This window comes from Cetobacterium sp. NK01, assembly GCF_024506395.1.
Lineage (GTDB): Bacteria > Fusobacteriota > Fusobacteriia > Fusobacteriales > Fusobacteriaceae > Cetobacterium_A > Cetobacterium_A somerae_A.
On record NZ_JANIBO010000002.1, the window covers coordinates 569851 to 592667 of the forward strand.

A 22817-nucleotide genomic window follows, 5' to 3' on the forward strand; every position below is an offset into this window, starting at 1 on the left:
TAAAAAAGTGGCCTCATTTTTTTACCTATCCTATGAAAAGAGAGGTGTTTAGATTTTCTAAAAGATTAAGTCCTGTTCTATTTGTTATTTTTTCAAAGAAAAAAGAACGACTTAAATTACCCATAATAATCAGATTAGATTTATTTAAAGCAAAGTAAAAATCTTTCAAAGTATCATCTTTAGAATTGAAATTGATGACATCACTAGACAGTCCTTTGTTTTTCATAAGGTCAACTAGATAGTGTTTTTCATAATCACAATTCCATGTTAGTATAGGAATACTTTCTAGATCTAAATTAGGGAAAAGAGTTAAAAAGTTATATACACTTTTATTAATTTTAATACCATCATTTGATACAATAGAAATACTTTCAAAATTTAAAGGTTTATTTCTTAAAACAATAATAGGTCTATAAGCTATTTTTAATAACTCTAAAAATAGATCGTTTAAATATATACTCTGTTCAAGCATAAGTAGATCAGCTGTTTTTAAAAGAGTTTTTATTTCATCAACTCCAACTTCAGATTGAACAAGCAGTTCAGTTTCAATTTTATATTTTTTAAAAGATTCGTGAACTTGTGCCACAAAGTCATCTTCCATCTCATTTAAAATTTCTGCAGCTCCACCAGAGTTTAAAACAGTTTCACTAATAGGAATTTTATAAGCAATATCTCTAATGTAAATAGGAACTATCTTAAAACCAAAATGTGTTTTTAAATGAATGTAACTTTTTAAAATAAGATCTAAATCATTTCCATTTTTTAATAAAACAACGACTTTTTTCATAGTTAAAAATCCTCATCCTCCATTTTAAGAAAAGATTCAATCTTCTCATAATATATTTATACAATGTATGTTCTGAAAAAAACTAAAAATCCTTTAAAACTTTGAAAAAATTAAAGGAATATTGTTTATTTTTTGAAAAATAGTTATAATAATTAAGAGGTGGTGAATATGTTGAATTTCTTTAGTTTTAAAAGAATTCAGGAAATTTTTAGAAATATAGCTACAAATATTGAGTTGATTTTTGAGCAAAAAGAAGGACGAAATGAATTTTGTAAAATATGCGGAAAAAAAGTTCCTAATAGTGATTTTTCAGAGCAATTTCAAGATGAGGCAGATAATTTAAGCAGCAGATGTTTATATTGTAATAAAAAGTTTATAAAAGCAAGAGAGAGAGTGATTAAGTAATCACTCTCTCTTTGTATTATATTATTTTAAATGGATTTGGATTATGAACGCATATAATTTTAGTTATGCAGTTTGTTTCATTTTTCCAGTTGTGTGGTCTATTAGAATTAAAAGTGGTGCTGTCTCCAGGATAAAGAGTGAACTCCTCCTCTTCAATAATTAAAGTTAAAACTCCTTCTAAAACAAAAATAAACTCTTCACCTTCGTGAGCATAAAGTTGTAGATCATAAGATGTATTGTCAGTAAAAGGCATAATATCAATGAGTCTTGGGTATAGATTGAATGCTTTCATATCAGGACTTAGATTGTGTTGAATAATTTTATCAGTGATAGGAACTGCATCTCGATTATAACTTCGAACTATTTGATTTGCGCTATTGTCTTTTTTCTTAAAATCAAAGAAAAAATCTAGCTCTACACTTAAAGCGTGAGCAATAATTTCAAGGGAATCAATTGCAATACTAGTCATTCCTCTTTCTAGTTGGGATAAAAATCCAACAGATAAATTGCAAGAGCTACTTAAATCTTTTAAAGTCATCTCTCTTTTTTTACGAAGTTCCTTTATTAAAGAACCGATGTTGTTAGAATATTTTTTCATTAAACCCCCTTGTTACTAAAAAGTTTCTGTTAACTTAAAATTTATTGAAACTGTTCCAATCCTTTGAGGTATAATAGTTATTCGACCAACCAATATTCCCCCCAAGAAAGGAGCAGTTTTTAACTATGTATATTAATAATATCTCTTGTCCTCGTTGTTTCTCTAAAAACCTTTATCGTTTTGGTAAAAATAATCTTGGACATCAAAAATACCAATGCAAAGAATGCGCTAGACAATTCTCTGCTAATTCTAAACTCGGTGATAATAGGCGTTCATATCCTAAATGTCCTATTTGTAATTCAGGAACATATTTGCATCATGATTATCTTTACTATTCTAGGTTTAAATGCAATTCCAGAAAGTGTAATCATATTCATATTGCAGTAAAAAAGACTTCTAATTTTGATAGTATTTCTTCTGAATTTAAATCTAAAACAATTAATATCAAAAGACTTCGAACAAATATCAATGTTGTCATTGATGCTTTGTATATGTATTTTGTTCATTCAGCTACCACAAGAGCTATTTCACAATACCTTTTAGATCGTAAAAATATTAAAATCTCTCATGTCTCCATTTACAAATGGATCAAAGGTTTTGCAGGCATATTTAAAGATATTGTTTCTAAACATACTCCGCAAGATTTAAATCTATCTGATGAGTGGCACGTTGATGAAACTGTAATTAAAATCAAAGGTAAAAGATATTACATCTGGACTTTAATTGACTCTGAAACTAGATACGTTATTGATTGGTACCTTACAACTTCAAGAGAAGCAACCTCTGCTTTCCACCTGTTTGATAAGGTTAAAAAGCGATTTGGAGCACCTAAATCAATAGTATCTGATAGATTACCTAGCTACAATATTCCAACAAAAATAGTATTCTCAGAATCTAAACATATTAAAGTTCAATCATGGTATGACGAAGTAACTAACAACCTAATTGAAACCTTTTTTAAAAGATTCAAACATAAATATAGAACAACCCACGGTTTAAAGTGCGAAACAAGTGTAAACGCACTATTAGAAGGCTTCTTTTTCTTCTACAACTACATTACACCGCATAAAGGATTGAGTAACCTTACTCCTGCCAAAGTTGCTGGCGTAGAATATAGCGAAGTCAGCAGAAAAAATCTACTGCTATTTTAACAAAGAAAAAGAATATTCTTTTTGAGGCATAGACAAGCTATGTCTTTTTGTGATATCATTTTTTTACAAAAATATTTCAAGTCGAAAATCTTTATCCCTTTTTTAGGAATTGGACCTATTTTTCATCTTTAGTTAACAGATTCACTAAAAAATAATGTTCTATATTTAAAGTTATCATAAAAACCAATAAAATTCTAGAGGGATTTTTTGAGCATTTAATGAGTTTCATTTAAATGAAAATTAATATCTTTTAAAGTTTTCTAATTCCTTTATAAAAGGAATTTTTTATTATAGATTGAATGTAAAATTCATATGAATGAAAAAAGAGTTGAAAAAAATAAAATTAAGAATTATAATAGGCGTAATATGAAAGGTACGTTCAAAAACTAAAAGAAAAACATAAAAAAGGATTGCTAAATGTTAATGTGGTTATAGCTTGTATTTTAAAAGGGAGTTGAAAAAAATGACAGTACCCTATGTAATAAATATACAAAAATATTCTCTACATGATGGTGATGGAATTAGAACGACAATATTTTTTAAAGGATGTCTTTTAAATTGCTGGTGGTGTCATAATCCAGAAAGTCAAAAATATACGCCAGAATTACTTTTTAACTATGAAAGGTGTAAAGGGTGTAAAGAGTGTGAAAATATTTGTCCACAACATAGTATAAAAATTGAAAAAAGTTTAGCTAAAACAGATAGAAAAGAGTGTACGCTTTGTGAGACATGCTTAGATTATTGTGTAAATGGAGCAAGAGAGATAGTTGGAAAGCAATACTCTATTAAAGAGTTATTAGAAGAGATTGATAAAGACAAAATGTTTTATGAAGAGTCAGGAGGAGGAGTAACACTTTCAGGGGGAGAGGTAATGACTCAAGATGTAGATTATTTAAAAGAGTTGTTAAAAAATTTAAAACAAAGAGGTTATAACGTAGCTATAGATACTTGCGGATATGCTTCTCAAAAAAATTATGAAGTCCTAATAGATTATGTAGATACATTTTTATATGACATAAAAACAATAGATAATGAAGTTCATAAAAAATATATGGGAAGAGGGAACGAGCTAATACTTTCTAATTTAAAGTATTTAAGTGATCATAACAAGAATATATATATAAGAATACCATTAATTTCTGGTGTAAACAGTGATGAAAAAAGTATTGAAAAGATTATAAAATTTTTAAAAGATAATATCCATGTAAAAAAGATAAATCTACTCCCATATCATAAAGCAGGTACAAATAAATATGAAAAATTAGATTTAAAGTATTTAGGAGAAAATTTTGTTACACCTTCACAAAGAGAGATGGAAAAATATTTAGAGATGTTTAAAGGGGATGGATTTTTAGATGTTAAAATAGGAGGGTAGAGAAAATGGAGAAAAGAGGGATGAATAAAAGAATCCAAAAGTTAAGAGAGCAGAGTTTAGAAACAGCAGCACATATTTATATTGAAAGAGCAAAACTTATAACAGAGGCATATAAAAAATATGAAGGAACAGTATCTATTCCAGAATTGAGAGCCCTTGCTTTTAAACATTTTATAGAAAATAAATCTATATGTATAAATGAAGGGGAGTTAATTGTAGGAGAAAAAGGAAAAGGTCCACAATCAGCTCCAACTTTTCCAGAGCTTTGTTGCCATACTTTAGATGATATGCATATTATGAACAATCGAGATTTAATATCTTTTAAAGTTACAAAAGAAGATTTAAAAATCCAAGAGGAAGAGATAATTCCATATTGGGAAAAAAGATCTATTAGAAATAAAATTTTAAATGCTATGGATAAAGAGTGGAAAGAGTGCTATGAGAGTGGTATATTCACAGAGTTTATGGAGCAAAGAGGACCAGGACACACTGTTGGTTCAGAGCAAATATATAAATATGGATTCTTAGATTATAAGAAAAAAATTGAAAAAGCTATTGATGAGTTAGACTTTTTAAGTGATAGAGAGGCTTTAGATAAAAAGCAAGAATTAAATGCTATGAGCATTTGCTGTGATGCAATTATAGCTTTGGGAAAACGTTATGCTGAATTAGCTTACAAAATTGCAGAGGATGAGAAAAATCCAGTTAGAAAAGAGGAACTTTTACAAATTGCTAAAAACTGTGAAGTTGTTCCAGCACATAAGCCAAAGAATTATTGGCAAGGGATACAGATGTATTGGTTTGTGCATATAGGAGTAACAACAGAGTTAAATCCTTGGGATGCATTTAGTCCAGGAAGATTAGATCAACATTTAAATGAGTTTTATATAAATGATTGTGAGAATGGAATATTAGATGAAGATAAGGCATTAGAACTTTTACAAAATTTATGGATAAAGTTTAATAATCAACCATCTCCTCCAAAAGTTGGAATAACTTTAAAAGAAAGTAGTACATATACAGATTTTGTAAATATAAACACTGGGGGAATAACTCCTGATGGTCATGATGGAGTAAATGATGTAAGTTATCTAATTTTAAAGTGTATGGATGAGATGAAACTATTACAACCAAGTTCAAATGTGCAAATTAGTAAAAAAACACCTCTTAGATTTTTAAAAGAAGCTTGTGCAATTTCTCGTAAAGGGTGGGGACAACCAGCTTTTTATAATACAGAAGCTATAGTTCAAGAGCTATTAAATGCTGGAAAAACTTTAGCTGATGCTCGAAGGGGAGGAGCTAGTGGATGTGTTGAAACTGGAGCTTTTGGAAATGAAGCATATATACTTACAGGATATTTCAATCTACCAAAGATTTTAGAGTTAACTTTAAATAATGGATATGATAGAATTACTAATAAGCAACTGGGTTTAAAATTAGGATATGCTGAAGATTTTAAAAGTTATGAGGAGCTTTTTGAAGCTTATAAGAAACAAGTAAAATATTTTATAGATATAAAAATAAAGGGAAGCAATGTAATAGAAGCAATCTATGCAAAATATATGCCAGTTCCATTTTTATCAGTTATAACAAATGATTGTATAGTTAAAGGGAAAGACTATAATGCAGGGGGAGCTCGTTACAATACAAGTTATATTCAAGGAGTAGGAATTGGAACAATAACAGACTCTTTAGTATCTATAAAATATAATGTATATGATAAAAAGAACTTTACAATGAAAGAGTTAATGAGTGCCTTAGATTCTAATTTCCAAGGAAATGGAAGGGTATTAAATTTAGTTAGAAATAAAACTCCCAAATATGGAAATGATAATGATTATGCAGATGATGTAATGAAGGAGATATTTGAATATTATAACTCAGTTGTAACAGATAGACCAAATATAAAAGGAGGGAGATATGCTATAAATATGTTACCAACAACGTGTCATGTGTATTTTGGTGAAGTTATGATGGCAAGTGCAAATGGAAGACTAGCCCATAAACCAGTCTCAGAGGGAATCTCTCCAGAAAAAGGTGCAGATATGTATGGACCAACAGCAGTTTTAAAATCAGCAGCAAAAATGGATCATCTAAAAACTGGTGGAACACTGCTAAATCAAAAGTTTCTTCCAAATGTAGTTAAAGGAGAGGAAGGATTAAATCATATGGCAGATATAATAAAAACATATTTTAGTATGGATGGGCATCATATACAATTTAATGTTATAGATAGCGAAACTTTAATAAAAGCTCAAGAAAATCCAGAGGAGTATAAAGATTTAATAGTTCGGGTAGCTGGTTATAGTGATCATTTTAGAAATTTAAGTAAAGCACTACAAGATGAAATAATAGATAGAACAGAACAGATTTTTAATTAAAATAGAGGAGGATGCAAGTGAAGATAGGATTTATAGGGGCAGGAAATATGTCTCAAGCAATAATTAAAGGGATAGTTTCTTCTGGAATTATAGGAAAAGGGGATGTATTTGCTTCAGATAAGTTTAAGTCAATATTAGAAAAGGTAAAAAAAAGTTATGGAATAAATATAACTGAAAAAAATAAAGAGATTGTAGAAAAATGTGATATTGTATTTTTAGCAGTAAAACCTCAATTTTATAAAGAGGTTATAGAAGAGATATCACCTTTTGTAAAAGAAACTACAACAATAGTGACAATAGCACCTGGGCAAACTTTAGAAAATTTAGAGGCAACTTTTGGGAAAGAGGTTAAAATTATAAGAACTATGCCAAATACACCAGCTATGGTTTGTGAAGGTATGACAGCAGTTTGTGCTAATGAAAAAGTTACAAAAGAGGAGCTAGACTACGTATGTAATCTTTTAAACTCTATAGGAAAAGCTCAGGTGGTAGCAGAATATATGATGGATGCAGTAGTTGGAGTAAGTGGAAGCTCACCTGCATATGTTTATATGTTTATAGAAGCTTTAGCAGATGGAGCAGTTATGGAGGGAATGCCAAGAGATATGGCTTATAAGTTTGCAGCTCAAGCAGTTTTAGGAAGTGCTAAGATGGTTTTAGAAACAGGAATGCACCCAGGGGCTCTAAAAGATATGGTATGTTCTCCGGGGGGGACAACAATAGAAGCTGTAAGTATATTAGAGGAAAGAGGAATGAGAAGTAGTGTTATAGAAGCAATTAGAGGTTGCGTGGCTAAAGCTAGAAAAATGTAATTAAAAAAATCTCCTATGGTTATTTAATCATAGGAGATTTTTATTAAACTAAATATGATATAGACGTTTTTCAATCTCTTTTATAATCTTTTTTAAAACAAAAATTCTAGCGTAGTATTTATCGTTAGCAGGAACAACATACCAAGGACTAGAAACTGTAGAAGTTCTTGAGATCATCTCTTCTACTGCCTCTTTATACTCTTTCCATTTCTCACGATTTCTCCAATCCTCTTCAGTTATTTTCCATTGCTTTTCAGGAGTATTCTCTCTTTCTTTAAATCTTTTCAGTTGTTCATCTTTAGATATTTGTAACCAAAACTTAATAATAATAGCTCCGTTATTAACCCACTGAGTTTCCATATCAGTAATCTCTTGGTAAGCTCTTTTCCACTCATATTTAGTAGCAAACTTTTCAACTCTTTCTACTAAAACACGACCATACCAAGTTCTATCAAAAATAGAAACATGACCATTTCTAGGAAGAGCTTTCCAGAACCTCCATAAATAGTGTTTACTTTTTTCTACATCGTTAGGAGCAGCAATGGGAATAACGTCATACCCTCTTGGATCCATTCTTTGTACAACTCTTTTAATATTTCCACCTTTACCAGCAGCGTCCCATCCTTCATAAGCAATAATAACAGGGATACGTCTATTGTATATTTCATGATGAAGATTAGAAATTGTTTCTTGAAGTTTTTTCAGTTCCTCTTTATATTCCTTTTTATCAATAGATTTATCTAAATCTACATCATCTAAAGAGTATGGTTTTTTATATGGTAAAAGAACATCATCTGGTCTAACCTCTTTTTGATTAAGATGATTTTCAATTTTTTCCAACAGAATTCTAAAAACTTCAGATTTAGCTCCATTTAAATCATTAGAACAGATTGTATTCCAACCACAGTCGTAGTTATTAGTTCTTTCTAAAATATCTTCCCAAGTTCCAAGGATATTTTTATAATCGAAATTTTGTTTCCAAGAGTATGGAGTTACTTTCCATGACTTAGCTGGATTTTTTTTAGCTTTAAAATATCTTTTTCTTTGATTTTTTTTAGAAACATGAAGAAAAAACTTTATAATAAGCATTCCACTTCTAATAAGAGAACGCTCTATTTTATTTATCTCCTTACATCTTGTAGTTATGTTTGTTCCCTCTTCAAATGCAAAATCATACCAAGATTTATCAAAAATATGAAATTCACCTTTTCCAGGAATATTATCTAAATATTGTTTTAATGGCAGTGTGTTTTGTTCTAAGGCGTGATTGTGGTTGATAACTTTATAGCCTCTAGGATCTAGAGTTACTAGAATTTCATTTATAATAGCACCTTTTCCAGAAGCTTCAAGACCTTCAAAAATAATTAAAATTGGTATTTTCTTCTCTTTGCTCACTCTTTGAAGCTCACCTAGTTTTATCTTTAAAGGTTTGATACTTTCTAAATACTCTTTATTTTTCAGTTTTAAACAACTCTCATTAGTAAATATTCCCATAAAAAAACCTCCTTATTTTGTAAATTTCATTTCTAAAATATACTAAAATAAGGAGATAATTCCTGTTTTAAATTTGATTTAGTTTTTCATGATAATCTAGAAGATGTTTTATCATAAGATCATAACGAGCAGGAAACTTTTTGCTGCCGTTTCCAAAGTATCGTTTCATAATTTCTAAATCCTCTATCTTAGAGAAATCTTCTAAGGTATTTATATTGTTATCCTGTAATAGTTTAATAATTTTAGGACTAATACCTTGAGAGAATGTAATGTTGAATTTTTTATTTAGATATTTTCTTAAAGATGTAGAGTTTATCTCAATCTCATGTAGAGTATTTCCTTCAATAGTATTTACAACTTTCTTTTCATACTCTGTTATCTCTTTTGAGATACTTTCAAACTCTCTGTCTGCAATTTCTAAAAATCCAGCTAAAAGTTTAAATCTTCTTTTTATATCTGTTGGAAGTTGTCCACTAAATTTATAATTTTTATCATGCTCAACCTCTGCCCAAGCATGTTGTAATATTGTTCTAACTTGAATTTCAAATTTTAATCCTTCAAATCTTTCAAATTCAGGAAGAACTAAAAGTTCTTTAGGAAGAGTTGCAACTAAGTGTATAGATTTATATCCCACTTTATCCTCACCTAAAGTATCACTTTTGTCAACGCTATTACTTTCATCAATAATAAAGGCGTGTCTTAAAAAATTTTCAACAATTTTAGTTTCACTTTCTAAAAAAGTAATGACTCTAAGCCCACAAAGATCTGTAGCTTCTTCAACGCATGTATAACCTTTTCGTTCTAATTTTTTTTGAAAGCTCTCTCTTGTTTTAGCTCTACTAGTAATTGAATGATAGATAATTTTTTCTTTTTCAAAAGATTGCTTTAAAAAACGTTCTAATCTTTTTCCCAATTTACGATAAAGCTCTCTATTTTTTTTGTAATAGTTTAATAATTGAAATTGATTACAATTAATTTTTTCCATAGCTACCTCACTTAAAAAAATAATATCTACATATAGTTATATCACAAAAATGAAAAAATCCTTGTTTTTTTTATTGTATAATGCTACAATAACTCAAAATAATTATTCTTAGGGAGGTGTATTAAATGAAAAAACAATTAGATATCTTAAAAATTAATACATCTTTAACAGAAACAGTTTTATTTTGGTGGTGGCCATAGTTAGTTTGTAACCTGAGAATGCAGGATACAAACTTATTTTAGCTTGGTCAAAAACTAAAAAAGATTGTATCTGATAGATTAAATTGAGAAAACATTTATTCCACAGATATATTTCTGTGGAATTTTTTTTTATAAAATTAGGAGGTGTGTAACGTGAACGACAAAAGAGAAAAGTTTAGTAACAGAATCGGATTTATTTTATCATGTGTAGGAGCAGCCATAGGACTTGGAAATATTTGGCTTTTCTCTTGGAAGTTAGGAACTTATGGTGGAGCAGCATTTTTAATACCATATTTCATATTTATGGCTTTATTTGCCTATGTAGGTTTAGTTGGAGAGATATCATTTGGAAGAATGATGAAAAAGGGAGTTTTAGGTGTTGGAAAACTTATGGAAAAAAAGAGAGTACCTTTTGCTAAGTTTTTACCAATTGTTCCAGTAGTTTCTGTAGCAGGAATATTTACATTTTATGTAATAGTTTTTGGATGGATAATAAAATACTTTGTGACATATTTAATGGTGGATATGAGTACTTTAAATTATGAGCAATATTTTGGAAGTTTTACTGGAAATACAGAATCTATATTTTGGCATTTTATAGCTGTAGTTTTAAGTGTTGGAGTAATTTCACTTGGAGTTATAAAGGGAATTGAAAAGATAAATAAAATTGTAATGCCACTTATGTTTATAATATTCTTTGGACTTATGATAAAATCACTTAGTCTTCCAGGAGCTATGGAGGGAGTTAAGTTTTTATTAAATCCAGATTGGGATAAACTTTTAAATCCAATAACTTGGGTTATGGCTTTAGGACAAGCGTTTTTCACAGTGGGAGTTAGTGGATCAGCACTTTTAGTTTATGGTAGCTATTTAGATAAAGATGTAAATATATCTGTAAGTGTTGTACAAACATGTATTTTAGATACTCTAGCAGCACTGATGGCTGGATTTATAATCATACCAGCAGCTTTTGCTTTTGGTTATGGACCAGGAGCTGGACCAAGTTTACTGTTTATAACATTACCATCTGTATTTAACAATATGGCTGGGGGAAGAGTTTTAGGAATAATATTCTTTTTAAGCGTAATATTTGCAGCTATCTCTTCTGCAATAAACCAGTTAGAGGTTCCTGTGGAAGCGGTTATGGAGAAGTTTAATATCTCTAGAGTAAAAGCTAGTGTGATAGTTGGAGGAATTTTATTTTTAATAGGATTACCTTTAGATTTAGATATGAATCTATTTGGAACTTTTGCAGATACAATGACAATCTATTTAATACCTCTTGGAGCTATTATAATTTTAGGGTTCTATTTTTATGGAATAGATTCAAAATCTATAGAGTATGAGATTGACTTAGGAGCAAAACATAAAGTAGGAAAGTATATTGTAAAAATAGGAAAATATATATTCGTACCTGGAGTTTTAATAATTCTGATATTAGGAGTTTTATACGGAGGTATAGGATAAGAAAAAAAATCCCAAGAGTTTAGATACTCTTGGGATTTTTATAAAATTTATCTCGATATATTTTAATAAATATAGCCGCTTCCACAGTCCATTGAAGTGATGTAATCCACCAGAAGTATGTCACAGGCATTCTTTTTAGATAGATAAAATAATACATCAAAGGTAATCTTATACACCAGTTGCAAAATAAAACTATTCTAAATGGAGTTTTAGTATCTCCCATCCCCTTTAAAGCACCAGAGAGAACCATATCTATAGCTGTAGGAATCTGCTGAATTGATCCAATCATAAGACAAGCAGCTCCAAGAGCGATAACTTCAACTTCATCACTTTTGATGAATAATCGTACTAAATTTTCAGAGAAAAATAAGAAAATTAAAGAGAAAAATCCCATGACAATGCAAGCTAGAAGTAAAGATGTATTGGCATACTCTCTAGCTCCCTTTAAATCCTTTTCACCTATACTATGTCCCACTAGAGAAACTGCTGATATAGCAAATCCCCAACCTGGCATAAAAGATATACTTTCAATGGTTACAGAGATTTGATTTGCAGAAAAAGCTAAACTTCCAAGTTTCATAACCATCATAACACTTAAAAGTCTAACAATACTAAAAGCTCCCTCTTGTAATCCAGATGGAACAGCTAAATCAATAAGCTCTTTTAAGTAACTTAGATTTACACTATTTTTTAAAGATATTTTAAATGGTAGTTTTTTAAGTTGACTTAAAATAAATAAAAAGGCACAGATATTTCCAACTGTAGTTGCAATAGCAGCTCCTTCAACTCCTAACTCTGGAAATCCAAATTTTCCAAATATAAGTGTATAGTCTAAAGAAAGATTTACTATATTTAAAATAGCAGCACCATAAAGTGGAGTCTTAGTATTTTTACATCCACGGAAAACACCATTTAAAAGATTTGTAATCATATTAAAGAAAAGTCCAATAGAACAGATTCTCATATATTTATAACCTAGATTTAATACATCACCCTTAGCTCCGGCTAAACTTAATATGTTTTTTGAGAAGATAAAAAATATTAAGAAAACAACAATAGCTATAACTCCACCAATTTTAACTCCTAAATCAGCCATATCTTCAGCTTTGTTTTGTTCTCTAGCTCCAAGACAACGAGCCACAATAGATGTTATAGATATAGACAGTCCCATAGCAATTAAGATGTTGATAAAGGTATACATAATTTCAGAACTAAACCCAACAGCGGAAACAGAGATTTGACCACCATATTTTCCAACCATAAGAGTATCAAAAACCCAGATCAGCATATATAATATCATTTCACCAACAGCAGGAATAGCTAGTTTTATAATCTCTTTGGATCGATTTAAAAATTCACTTTTTACCATTAAAATTCACTCCCCTAGCTTACATAAAGTTCCTAGATTCTATCATAAAGGTCACATAAAAGTCAAAAATTTGCAAAATAGACAAAAATTGAGTATAATATACTAATTAAAAAAGTAATAAAATAAGTAACAAAATAAGTAACAAAATAAGAAAAGACGGGAGATGATTATGGGGAAGAGATTAATAAAACTGTTTACCTTTTTCATACTTGCCTTTAGTTTTATAACATCAGAGGTTCATGCATTAAGTTTTACTAAGCCAAAGGTTGTACAAAAGATTGAATTAGATGAAGAGATTCTAACACAAAAAAAAGAATATATAAAAAGTGCTAAAATAACAGAGTTTTATTCTAGTTGGCGTGGTACTAGATATCGTTATGGAGGAACAACAAAAAAGGGAGTTGATTGCTCAGCACTTATGCAGCATCTGTATAAAGAGCAATTTGATGTGGAGCTGCCAAGAACGACTTTAACTCAAGTTCAAATAGGAGAACAAGTTGTTGGAAATAGAGAAAACTGGAAAGTAGGAGATCTTATTTTCTTTAAAATGAATAGTAGAATAAAACACGTTGGTGTATATATAGGAAATAACAAGTTTGTTCATGCAGGAAGAACAACAGGAGTTACAATATCTGAGTATGATAGCTATTGGGCTAAAAGATTTTGGCAAACAAGAAGAGTGATATAATAGAAGTTTAAAAATTTGACAAGGGATAAAAAATAGAGTATATAAAATAATTGAAGTAACATTATGAAATAATAACTAAAAACTAGGGGGAGATATTATGAAAAAGATGTTAATTTTAATTGGAGCTCTATGTATAACATCGCTTGGATTTGCTAAGATGAACGATGGAGTATTTAAAAGTGAAGCAAAAGATTTTGACAAAAGAGGTTGGAAAGTATTTTTAGATCTTACAGTAAAAGATGGTAAGATTGAATCTGCAAATTTTGATTATATAAATAAAGATGGAAAATTAAAAAGTGAAGATGTAGAGTACAATAAAAAATATAAAGAGATTAGCAAAATAGATGTACCAGAACTTAAAGAGATCTTCTCAGAAGAGTTAGTTGAAAAGCAAAATCCAGAAGCAATAGATAGTGTAGCTGGAGCGACACAATCTTTGGTACAGTTTAAAAAACTTTCAAAAGAAGCTATTATAGCATCAGAGTCTGGAGTTAAAGAAACAGTTAAAGTAGATTTATAAAAGAAAAAGGGAAAATAATTTTATTTTCCCTTTTTTTATTTTATTATTTATTTGTTCTTCTAGCTATCTTAGGGAATATAAGTCCAAGTCCAACTAAGACAATTGGTGTTAAAATGTTAAGAGTAATTTGGAAGAACCACTCAGAACTAAATGTTTCAATGTTTTTAGGGAAGATACCCATTAAACATGCAAAGGCTGTAAATGCAAAACACCAGATTCCAATAGCTGTTGCAATTTTATCATTTTTAACAAACTTAAATCCTGAACTATCACTTAAAGCTTTGTTCTTAATTAATCCTCTAAGTCCAATGTATGCTAAGAATACCCATAAGTATCTAAGAGGCATAACAATTGAGTTTAAATCAAGTAGCCAGTTGTAAAGATTATTCATATCTCCAATACCAAGTGCAGGAATTATAATTAAGATTCCAACAAGAACAGCAGTTAATTTATATCCATTGATAGGTGCTCCATTTTCATTACATTTTGTAAATGCAGCTGGTATAAAGTTTTTATCCCCTTCTCCAATTAATATTTTAAGTGGAGCGTCAATAGAGAACATAAGTGCTGATATTTGAGATAGTGTATTAGCCACAGCATATAAAACCATAAGTGCATTTCCTACACCGTAGTACTCACCTAAAAGTTTAAATGCGTAGTATTGACCATTCATCTTTAAGTCAGCAGGAATATTTCCACTGTTAAACATGATTCCCATTGCAAATGAACCAAGTAGAGCTGACATACCAACCATAGCAGCAAGTGCTAACATTCCCTTAGGGAAGTTTGTATGTGGATTTTCAACGTCTTTAACGTATGGAGAGATTTTCTCGCATCCACCAACAGCAAATACTAACATAGATATAGTAGTAAAGTATGTAAAGTCAAACTTTGGCATAAATGTTGACAGTGACCAATCAGTTGTAGCAGGGTTTATGCTCATAAGAGATGGTGCAGCAACAGTTAATAAAATATATAAAATACCCATAAAGAACATAGATGTTCCAGCAAGAGCTCCTATTCTCTTTAAAGAGTTCATTCCTTTAGATGATAACCAAAGGAAAAGTAGGAAGATTCCTAAAACAATACTCTGTAAAACTAAAGGGTTAAAAGTCTTTATCATATCTCCATTTTGGAAGAAAACCCAACTTAAAGCAACAAGTGCACTTTGAGGCTTTTGTGCTAAGTATGGTATATGAACAACCCAATATGTCCAACCAGCAAGATATGCTATCATAGGTCCATAAGTTGATCCAACCCAACTTGAAACCCCTCCAGCTTTATGATCAAACACAGATCCCATCTCTCCAACCATAAGTGCATATGGTAAAAAGTAAAGAGAAAGAATTAATACCCAAGAAACAACAACCGTTAGACCTTGGTTTGCATAGTTATTAACAACGTTACCAAATCCCCAAACAATTGTGAATCCCATCATGGCTAGCATACGCCAGTTTAATTTTTTTGATTCCATTAATAGTACTCCTTTTTGTTAAATGTTTCACTTAAAATATGTACAATTGTACAGTAAAATATACAATAAATCAAATATTTTTTTCAAACATGGTATAATGAAAAGTAATTTTCAAATTCAAAACTATTAATCTCTTTCAAAAAATTAGGAAAAAGATTATGAATTGAACAAAAATGTTTTTATATGTACAATTTGTGGTATAAAAAAAGTTTTAAGGGGAGAGTGTCAAATGACTACCAAAAATAGAATAAGTGCATGGGAGTTTTTTCAAAGTTTAGGAAAAACATTTATGTTACCAGTTGCTCTACTAGCAGCAATGGGAATTTTACTTGGAATTGGAGCTGCCTTTACAGGTAGTACAACAATAGAGATGTTTCCATTTTTAGGAAATAGTTTCTTACAAGGTATATTTAACTTTATGATAAAGATAAGTTTAGTTGCCTTTTCATTTTTACCACTTATGTTTGCTGTGGCAATTCCACTTGGGATGGCTAGAGAGAATAAAGAGATTGCAGCTTTTGCAGGACTTATGGGTTATATTGCAATGCAACTTGGAACAAACTTTTATTTAAGTGAAGCGGGACTTTTAAAAGTTGTAGATACAAAGATGGTAATGGGAATTCAAAGTATTGATACAGGAGCACTAGGAGCTTTAATATGTGGAGTTATAGTTTTCTTTATCCATGAGAAGTTTCAAAATATAGAGTTACCAGATGCTTTTTCATTCTTTGGTGGAACAAGATTCGTAGCTATAGCAACAGTTTTAATAATGTCAGTTGTAGGGCTTGCAGTACCTATGGTGTGGCCTTTCTTTGCAGCTGGAATAAATAAAGTTGGAGCAGTAATCCATGGAGCAGGACCATTTGGACCGTTTCTGTTTGGAGCTGGAGAGAGACTGTTACTTCCATTTGGACTTCACCACATCTTAGTTGCAACAATAAGATTTACTGAAGCTGGAGGAACTTATGTAACTGCAGCAGGGGAAACAATCCACGGAGCATTAAATATATTTTATAATCAGTTTGCACAAGGAGCAGAGTTTGTATCTCCAGAAGCAACAAAGTTCTTATCTCAAGGTAAGATGCCAACATTTATGTTTGGACTTGCAGGAGCAGCCTTAGCAATATATAAATCAGCATACTTAGAGAACAGAAAAAAGATCAAAGGACTTTTAATATCAGCAGTTGTAGCATCAGCAGTTGGAGGAATAACTGAACCAATTGAGTTTATATTCCTGTTTATAGCACCAGTTCTTTATTTGTTCCACGCAGTTATGACTGGACTTGGATTTATGATAATGGGACTTTTAAAAGTAGTTATAGGAAACACTGATGGAAACATAATAGACTTCCTAGTATTTGGAGTGTTCCAAGGATTCTGGACAAAGTGGTTCTATGTAATTCCTGTTGGAATTATCTGGTTTCTAATTTACTACTTTGTATTTAAATGGTATATTGTAAAATATGATATTCCAACTCCAGGAAGAGATAACTCAGCTCAAGCAAAAGAAGCTGTTGATAGCGGAGATATTGCTGGATACACAGCTAAAGTTATGTTAGAAGCTTTAGGTGGAAAAGAGAACATTGTAAGTTTAGATAACTGTATAACAAGACTTAGACTTGTAGTTAAAGATGCAAATAAAATAGATGTTGAAGCTGTTAAAGCAGCAGGAGCAGTAAACGTAGTAAAATTAAATGATACAAATGTACAGGTTATAATAGGACCAAAAGTACAGGTGTTAAAAAAGCAGTTACAAAAGTTAATGTAAAATTGGGGGAGGGAAATAATCCCTCCTTTTATATAGGAAAATATTGGGAGGACTTATGAATTTTGATGAAATTATAAATAGAAAAGGAACCTACTGTACTCAGTGGGACTATATAGAGGATAGATTTGGACCTGGAACAAAGGATTTAACTCCATTTTCTATCTCTGATACAGATTTCAAATGTCCTCAAGAGATTTTAGATGCAATAGTTGAAAGAACAGCTCACGGAATTTTTGGATACTCACGTTGGAATCATGAAGATTATAAGGGAGCTATAAAAAATTGGTATAAAACAAGATATGCCACAGAGATAAATAGTGATTGGGTAGTATATTCTCCAAATGTAATTTATAGTATCTCTATGCTATTAGAGGAAATTCTTGGGAAAAATGGAAAAGTTATGACTCATACACCAAGATACGATGGATTTACAAAAATTTTAAAATCTTATGATCTTTTTGAAGTGACTTTAAAAGAGGATGAGAGTGGAGAGTTTCATACAGATTTTGATAAAATAGAGGAGGGATTTAAAAGTGGAGTGAAAGTGTTTTTACTTTGTAATCCTGAAAATCCAACTGGAAAAATCTGGAAGTATGAAGAGCTTAAAAAGCTTATAGACCTATGTGAAAAGTATGATGGAGTTTTAATCTCAGATGATATTCATATGGATATAGCTAGAAAAGAGGTAACTCCAGTTTTAAAAATAGATACGAAAAGATGTTTAATTGTAAGTTCTGCTTCAAAAACTTTTAATACTCCAGCTCTTGGTGGTTCATATGCAATAATTCCCCAAGGTGATATAAGAGAGAAGTTTATAACTCACTTAAAAGAGGTTGATTCACTGTCATCTCCAACAATTTTTGGAGTACTATCAACAATGGTTGCATATAATAGTTGTGGATATTGGGTAGATGAGTTAAATAGTTATCTAACTAAAAACTGTGAGTATGTGGAAAAAGAGTTAAATGGATTATATGGAATAAGAGCTAATGTTCCAGAGGGAACGTATCTAATGTGGATAGATTTAAAAGATTGTAACATAGATATGGATAGATTTAAAAAATCCCTTGTTGAAGATGGAAAAGTGGCAATTATGTCTGGAGAGGCATATGGAGATAAAGATAGAATCCGTTTAAATGTGGGATGTCCATTATCAAAAGTTAAGATAGCTGTTGAAGGTATCAAAAGAGCTATTGAAAAAGTGAGATAAGAAAGTTATAATATCTTAGGTGATGTGATGAGTTTAAAAAGAAAAGAGTTAGAGGTTTTAAAACTTATAAATTCTGGTAAAACAGTGGATGAGATTCTTTTTCAAATGAAAACAAGTGAAAGGAATCTAAGATATATAATTGATAATCTAAATTTTTATTTAAAAAAGATTTTAAAAAATGAGATTGAAAAGGATAAAAAAAGACTTTTGATAAATTTAAATGAAAATGAGATCAAATATTTTTATAAAGAGATCTATAAAAACTACTATACTTTAGAGCAAGAGGAGAGGGCAGAGTTTATACTTATGACTTTTTTATTTGTGAAAGATGTAAGGTTAAGTTTTATAGAAAAAAAGCTTGAGATAACAAGAGCTACCTTAAAGAAAGATATAGAGTTTTTAAATGGTATTTTAAAAAAATATAGTTTAAAGTTAGAGTCTGAAAAAAATAGATTTTCTATAGTTGGAAATGAGAAAAAATTAAGGCATCTAAAAGCTTTAAAATATTTAGAGTATATAGATTTAGAGATAACATTTTTAGATAAAGAGTATATTTTCCAAAATATAGAGGTGGATACTTTAAAAAGTTTGAGGAAGATTATTTTAGAGATAGAAAAAAAATCAAGTGTTGAATTTAAAGATGACTTTATAAAACTTATGGAGATATTTTTATATGTTTCTCTAGAAAGAGTTAAAGAAAATCATATTATAGATAGAAAAATAAACTATAAATTTTTAGTAAACACCCCTCATTATGAGATAGTAAAAAATAGTTTAAGAGATTATTTTAATAAAGAGCTAAGTTATGAGTTAGTTCATATAACCGAGTATTTTATAAGTGGTGGAGTAACTGAAAATATAGGGGAGTTAAAGGAAAGTATTGAGAAATATTTAGATGGGTTAATGATAACTTTGAAAAAAATATTAAAACAATATTTAGATTACAAAGAGCTCTCTTCTAAACTTATGGGATATTTAATACCAGCTATATATAGATTGAAAAATAACTTTAGTATTAAGGAGAGCGGAGAGAAAGATGAGATTTTTAATCTTGTTTTAAACTATTCTAAAGAGGAGAAGTATCTTCCTGAAAAACTTACAGAAAATGAGATAATGTATATCTCTAAAGAGGTTAAAGCATCTATAGATAGAGAAAAAAATAAAGTTATAAGCTTAAAAACTATATTAGATATTGTTGAGAAAAATAGTGAAAAAGTAGATAAAGAGAGATTAATAAAGGAACTATTAAAAGTCTATGGTAAAGTTATAAAAAAAGACTTGTAACAAATTAAACAGCAGGAGATATAACACTCCTGCTGTGCTTAAATATATTAGAAATTAAATATTCAAATTAAGATTTAAAATTTCATATTTTTCAGTATCAATAGGTAACTCTGTAAAAACTCCTAAGGTTTTTATAGAGTTATTTTTTTTAAAAGTATCAAAGAAATGTATATTTACAAAATCTTTTATAGTTACATTATACTGATGTTCAATTTTATCTTTAAGATTTTCTACCATATATTTTGGGATATCTCTATATAAAATTACAATCTCTTTCTTTTCACTTTTCACACTGTTTAGAAGAAAATATATAGATATAACATCGTTAAATGAGATATTCCAATAGTGTTCACGGAAATTAGTGAAAAGAGCAATGCATTTTTCAACTGTTTCTTGATCAATATGAAGATTTAAAAAATATAGCTCCTGTATAGAAAGATAGTGTTTCTGTTTACTAGAAACTCCAACTCTTAAAATAATTTTTTTTAGAATCTCAGCCTCTTTAGGAGAAATCTCTTTATTAAAAGTTTTTTTTATGATTTCATTCCAAACTTCTAAATGCTCATAAAAATATATAGACTCCTCTGGGAAATTACCTGTACATATTCTTAAAATATTTAAAAAATATGGGATTTCATTAAAATCAATATTTTTAAAAAGTGAATCGTGGAAAAATTCATAAAACTTTTCTAAATCTTCATTTGAAAAGATTTTAGAAAAATAAAATTTAAAAACAGAAAAATCTTTTAAAGAGTTTCCTAAACTGTTTTTATCATTCTCACCTTTGTCATCTAAATATTTAAAACTTATATAAAAAGATTTTAAAAGTTCTCTATTGCAAAAGAAATTATCCATATGACAATAACTTAAAAAGTTTTCAATATCTTTTTTTAATAAAATATCTACTTCGTTATCATGAAATAGATATGAAAAATAATCTAAAAAAATCTGTGGAAGATATGGTTCTTCAACTAAAAATTTATAGATGTAGCACGAAAGTGCCCGTTTTACATTAATATTATCCCCTGTTAAAAATACACCTTTTCCTGTATGACTCTCAATAATAAGATCAAAATTTTCCAAATCCTTTTTAATATCTACTAGATCACCGTTTAATGTACGTCTAGAAACTTCTAATTTTTTAGAAAGACTTTCTAAATTCAGATTTCCCTTAATAAGAATTTTTAGAATTAGAAAAAAAACTCTTTCATCCTTTGAAATAATTTGATTACTCTTTAAAATTTCAAAGATATTTTCATGATTCAAAATTTCTTTAATAATTAAATCTATTTTTTTACTATTAGAAATATTTGGCACTGAATCATGAATATCTCTAATAATTAGATTTAAATTAGCTTTTGAAATTTTAAAAAACGATTGTATAAACTCTAGATTTTCTCCCTTTGTGAAATTTAAAAGGCGAAGTATTCTTAAGTGTCTAGAATAAATTGCTACAGACATAGTCAGTCCCCCTTATAAACATTTAAAATGCCAGTTCATTATAAAATAAAAAAGTTCAGAAGTCAAACGCTTTTGAAAAATATTTACAGAAAAATAAAAAAATTTCAAGTAGAAAAAAGTGGAAGTTATCTAGTATACTACATTTAGACAAAAAAAATATTTTCATATTAATGAAAAAATATGGAGGGGAAAATATGATGAAAAAAGTTTTGGTGGGCACGATATTATTAGGTTCAGCACTTTATGCGTCTGATTTATCAACTGTTACTGGAGAGGGTGTAGCAACTTTTGCAAAAAAAGAGATAACAAATGATAAACCATTAATGTATTTAGCACAGAATTTTCATGAGATGGCAACACTACCAAGCTTTTCTTTAGGAGCACCTTCTGGATTAGTTTCATCATATGGTGTAGCTTTTGCAGGTATTTCTGGAAGAAGAGATAGGGATAATACAGATGGAGCATTAGCTCTTGGAATGGGATTCGGAGATGCAGATAAAATAGGAGGAGCTTTTTCTTTAGGAATTGGAAGTATTGATCCAAGAGATGGAGGATCTTTCAATAGAGGAAATCTAAACCTAAACGTTGGACACCACTTTAAAGAGTATGGATTTGGTTGGTCAGTGGGGATGACAGGACTTGATTTATGGCATGCTAATGGACTTGATGGAGATTATCAAGATCCAAGTTTTTATACAGCAGTTACAAAATTATGGGCAAATGAATTTCTACCTGTAGCTATTACAGCTGGATTTGGAAATAACTCATATGCAGATATAAATAGAGAAAATGATAGAAAAGATAAAGTTGATGGATTTGGTGCAGTGGCAATGTATTTACATCCTCAACTAAGTGTAATAGTAGACTACACAAGTAATATATTAACAGCAGGAGTTAGTGTGGTACCATTCCCAGACTATCCGATTTCACTTACTTTAGGAGCTACAAATATAAATGAGCAAGGATCAAATGATAAAGTAGCAGCAATTGGATCTTTAGCTGCAGCATATGTATTTTAAATGGGAGGTAATGATGAAAAAGATTCTATTGACAATAATGTCACTTCTATTAGTAAGCAGTTTAGCAATGGCAGTTGAACCAGAGGAAGGGGCAGCAGAACAAGAAACTCCAGCAGTAACACTTTCAAAAAGTGATTCGTTTTTAGTAGCTTTTGGAATGAAAGATTCTCAAGATGAAGAGGAGAATCAAATGAGTTCGACAACAGTAGCACACGCATCAGCACATGCAAGCGCAATAAGCTTAACACATTTACAAAATACACCATACAGCTATAAATAAAAATAAAAAATTGAGTAACACTGAAAGCAACACAAAAATAATTATTAATAATTAAGAAGTGAGAAAAGCTGTTCAGAGAGCAGCTTTTT

At 29.8% G+C, this 22817-nt stretch carries 20 protein-coding genes; 13 read left to right on the top strand and 7 right to left on the bottom strand.

The window, feature by feature from the left end; all coding sequences use genetic code 11:
- Positions 1-25: 25 nt before the first annotated feature.
- Positions 26-787, bottom strand: coding sequence for a hypothetical protein (locus tag NON08_RS11930; RefSeq protein WP_256691812.1), 762 nt, complete (start codon positions 785-787; stop codon positions 26-28).
- A 168-nt stretch (positions 788-955) separates the two neighbouring features.
- Here NON08_RS11930 and NON08_RS11935 point away from each other — a divergent pair, with 168 nt between their 5' ends.
- On the top strand, positions 956-1192 hold the full coding sequence (locus NON08_RS11935; RefSeq protein ID WP_256691813.1) for a hypothetical protein: 237 nt from the start codon (positions 956-958) through the stop codon (positions 1190-1192).
- 16 nt (positions 1193-1208) lie between these two features.
- Here the strand turns inward: NON08_RS11935 and NON08_RS11940 are convergent, their stop codons facing one another.
- Complete coding sequence (locus NON08_RS11940) at positions 1209-1790, bottom strand: helix-turn-helix domain-containing protein (RefSeq protein ID WP_256691814.1); 582 nt, start codon at positions 1788-1790, stop codon at positions 1209-1211.
- A gap of 125 nt (positions 1791-1915) precedes the next feature.
- Between NON08_RS11940 and NON08_RS11945 the strand changes: the two genes are divergently transcribed.
- The 4 genes from NON08_RS11945 to proC all read left to right on the top strand — a co-directional run bounded on the left by NON08_RS11945 (position 1916) and on the right by proC (position 7509).
- On the top strand, positions 1916-2941 hold the full coding sequence (locus tag NON08_RS11945; RefSeq protein WP_256690901.1) for an IS6 family transposase: 1026 nt from the start codon (positions 1916-1918) through the stop codon (positions 2939-2941).
- A 463-nt stretch (positions 2942-3404) separates the two neighbouring features.
- Positions 3405-4316 (top strand): trans-4-hydroxy-L-proline dehydratase activase, encoded by a 912-nt coding sequence (locus NON08_RS11950; protein WP_256691815.1) that lies wholly within the window; start codon positions 3405-3407, stop codon positions 4314-4316.
- 5 nt (positions 4317-4321) lie between these two features.
- A complete protein-coding gene (gene hypD / locus NON08_RS11955; protein WP_256691817.1) occupies positions 4322-6697 on the top strand; it encodes a trans-4-hydroxy-L-proline dehydratase in 2376 nt (791 codons plus the stop codon).
- 11 nt (positions 6698-6708) lie between these two features.
- The gene (gene proC, locus NON08_RS11960) at positions 6709-7509 is read left to right on the top strand and encodes a pyrroline-5-carboxylate reductase (protein ID WP_256691818.1); all 801 of its coding nucleotides are present in this window, start codon (positions 6709-6711) and stop codon (positions 7507-7509) included.
- Positions 7510-7557: 48 nt separating this feature from the next.
- Here the strand turns inward: proC and pap are convergent, their stop codons facing one another.
- Together pap and NON08_RS11970 are read right to left on the bottom strand one after the other, a co-directional pair.
- Positions 7558-9003: a polyphosphate:AMP phosphotransferase gene (gene pap, locus NON08_RS11965; protein WP_256691820.1), complete on the bottom strand. Its 1446-nt coding sequence runs from the start codon at positions 9001-9003 to the stop codon at positions 7558-7560.
- A 67-nt stretch (positions 9004-9070) separates the two neighbouring features.
- Positions 9071-9988, bottom strand: a complete 918-nt coding sequence (locus NON08_RS11970) for a GTP pyrophosphokinase family protein (protein WP_256691821.1) — start codon at positions 9986-9988, stop codon at positions 9071-9073.
- Between the two features lie 353 nt (positions 9989-10341).
- Here NON08_RS11970 and NON08_RS11975 point away from each other — a divergent pair, with 353 nt between their 5' ends.
- On the top strand, positions 10342-11655 hold the full coding sequence (locus tag NON08_RS11975; protein WP_256691822.1) for a sodium-dependent transporter: 1314 nt from the start codon (positions 10342-10344) through the stop codon (positions 11653-11655).
- A gap of 19 nt (positions 11656-11674) precedes the next feature.
- Here NON08_RS11975 and NON08_RS11980 read toward each other — a convergent pair whose 3' ends face one another.
- Positions 11675-13024 (bottom strand): MATE family efflux transporter, encoded by a 1350-nt coding sequence (locus tag NON08_RS11980; protein ID WP_256691823.1) that lies wholly within the window; start codon positions 13022-13024, stop codon positions 11675-11677.
- Positions 13025-13193: 169 nt separating this feature from the next.
- Here NON08_RS11980 and NON08_RS11985 point away from each other — a divergent pair, with 169 nt between their 5' ends.
- Entirely contained in the window at positions 13194-13712 is a 519-nt protein-coding gene (locus NON08_RS11985) for an NlpC/P60 family protein (protein ID WP_256691824.1), read from the top strand.
- A 97-nt stretch (positions 13713-13809) separates the two neighbouring features.
- Positions 13810-14232, top strand: a complete 423-nt coding sequence (locus NON08_RS11990) for a hypothetical protein (protein ID WP_256691825.1) — start codon at positions 13810-13812, stop codon at positions 14230-14232.
- 43 nt (positions 14233-14275) lie between these two features.
- Here NON08_RS11990 and NON08_RS11995 read toward each other — a convergent pair whose 3' ends face one another.
- On the bottom strand, positions 14276-15706 hold the full coding sequence (locus NON08_RS11995) for an amino acid permease (RefSeq protein WP_256691826.1): 1431 nt from the start codon (positions 15704-15706) through the stop codon (positions 14276-14278).
- Positions 15707-15935: 229 nt separating this feature from the next.
- Between NON08_RS11995 and malX the strand changes: the two genes are divergently transcribed.
- The 3 genes from malX to NON08_RS12010 are packed head-to-tail and all read left to right on the top strand — an operon-like array spanning position 15936 to position 19968.
- Entirely contained in the window at positions 15936-17474 is a 1539-nt protein-coding gene (gene malX / locus NON08_RS12000) for a maltose/glucose-specific PTS transporter subunit IIBC (protein ID WP_256691827.1), read from the top strand.
- Between the two features lie 55 nt (positions 17475-17529).
- The gene (locus tag NON08_RS12005; RefSeq protein ID WP_256691828.1) at positions 17530-18684 is read left to right on the top strand and encodes a MalY/PatB family protein; all 1155 of its coding nucleotides are present in this window, start codon (positions 17530-17532) and stop codon (positions 18682-18684) included.
- Positions 18685-18711: 27 nt separating this feature from the next.
- A complete protein-coding gene (locus NON08_RS12010; RefSeq protein WP_256691830.1) occupies positions 18712-19968 on the top strand; it encodes a helix-turn-helix domain-containing protein in 1257 nt (418 codons plus the stop codon).
- 54 nt (positions 19969-20022) lie between these two features.
- On the opposite strand, the gene NON08_RS12015 is transcribed toward NON08_RS12010, so the two are convergent.
- Positions 20023-21429 carry an HTH domain-containing protein gene (locus NON08_RS12015; RefSeq protein WP_256691831.1) on the bottom strand — a complete coding sequence of 469 codons (1407 nt, stop codon included), beginning with the start codon at positions 21427-21429 and terminating at the stop codon, positions 20023-20025.
- Positions 21430-21623: 194 nt separating this feature from the next.
- On the opposite strand from NON08_RS12015, the gene NON08_RS12020 reads away from it, so the two are divergent.
- A complete protein-coding gene (locus tag NON08_RS12020; protein ID WP_256691832.1) occupies positions 21624-22448 on the top strand; it encodes a hypothetical protein in 825 nt (274 codons plus the stop codon).
- Positions 22449-22461: 13 nt separating this feature from the next.
- Positions 22462-22728: a hypothetical protein gene (locus tag NON08_RS12025; protein ID WP_256691833.1), complete on the top strand. Its 267-nt coding sequence runs from the start codon at positions 22462-22464 to the stop codon at positions 22726-22728.
- The last annotated feature ends 89 nt before the right edge of the window (positions 22729-22817 follow it).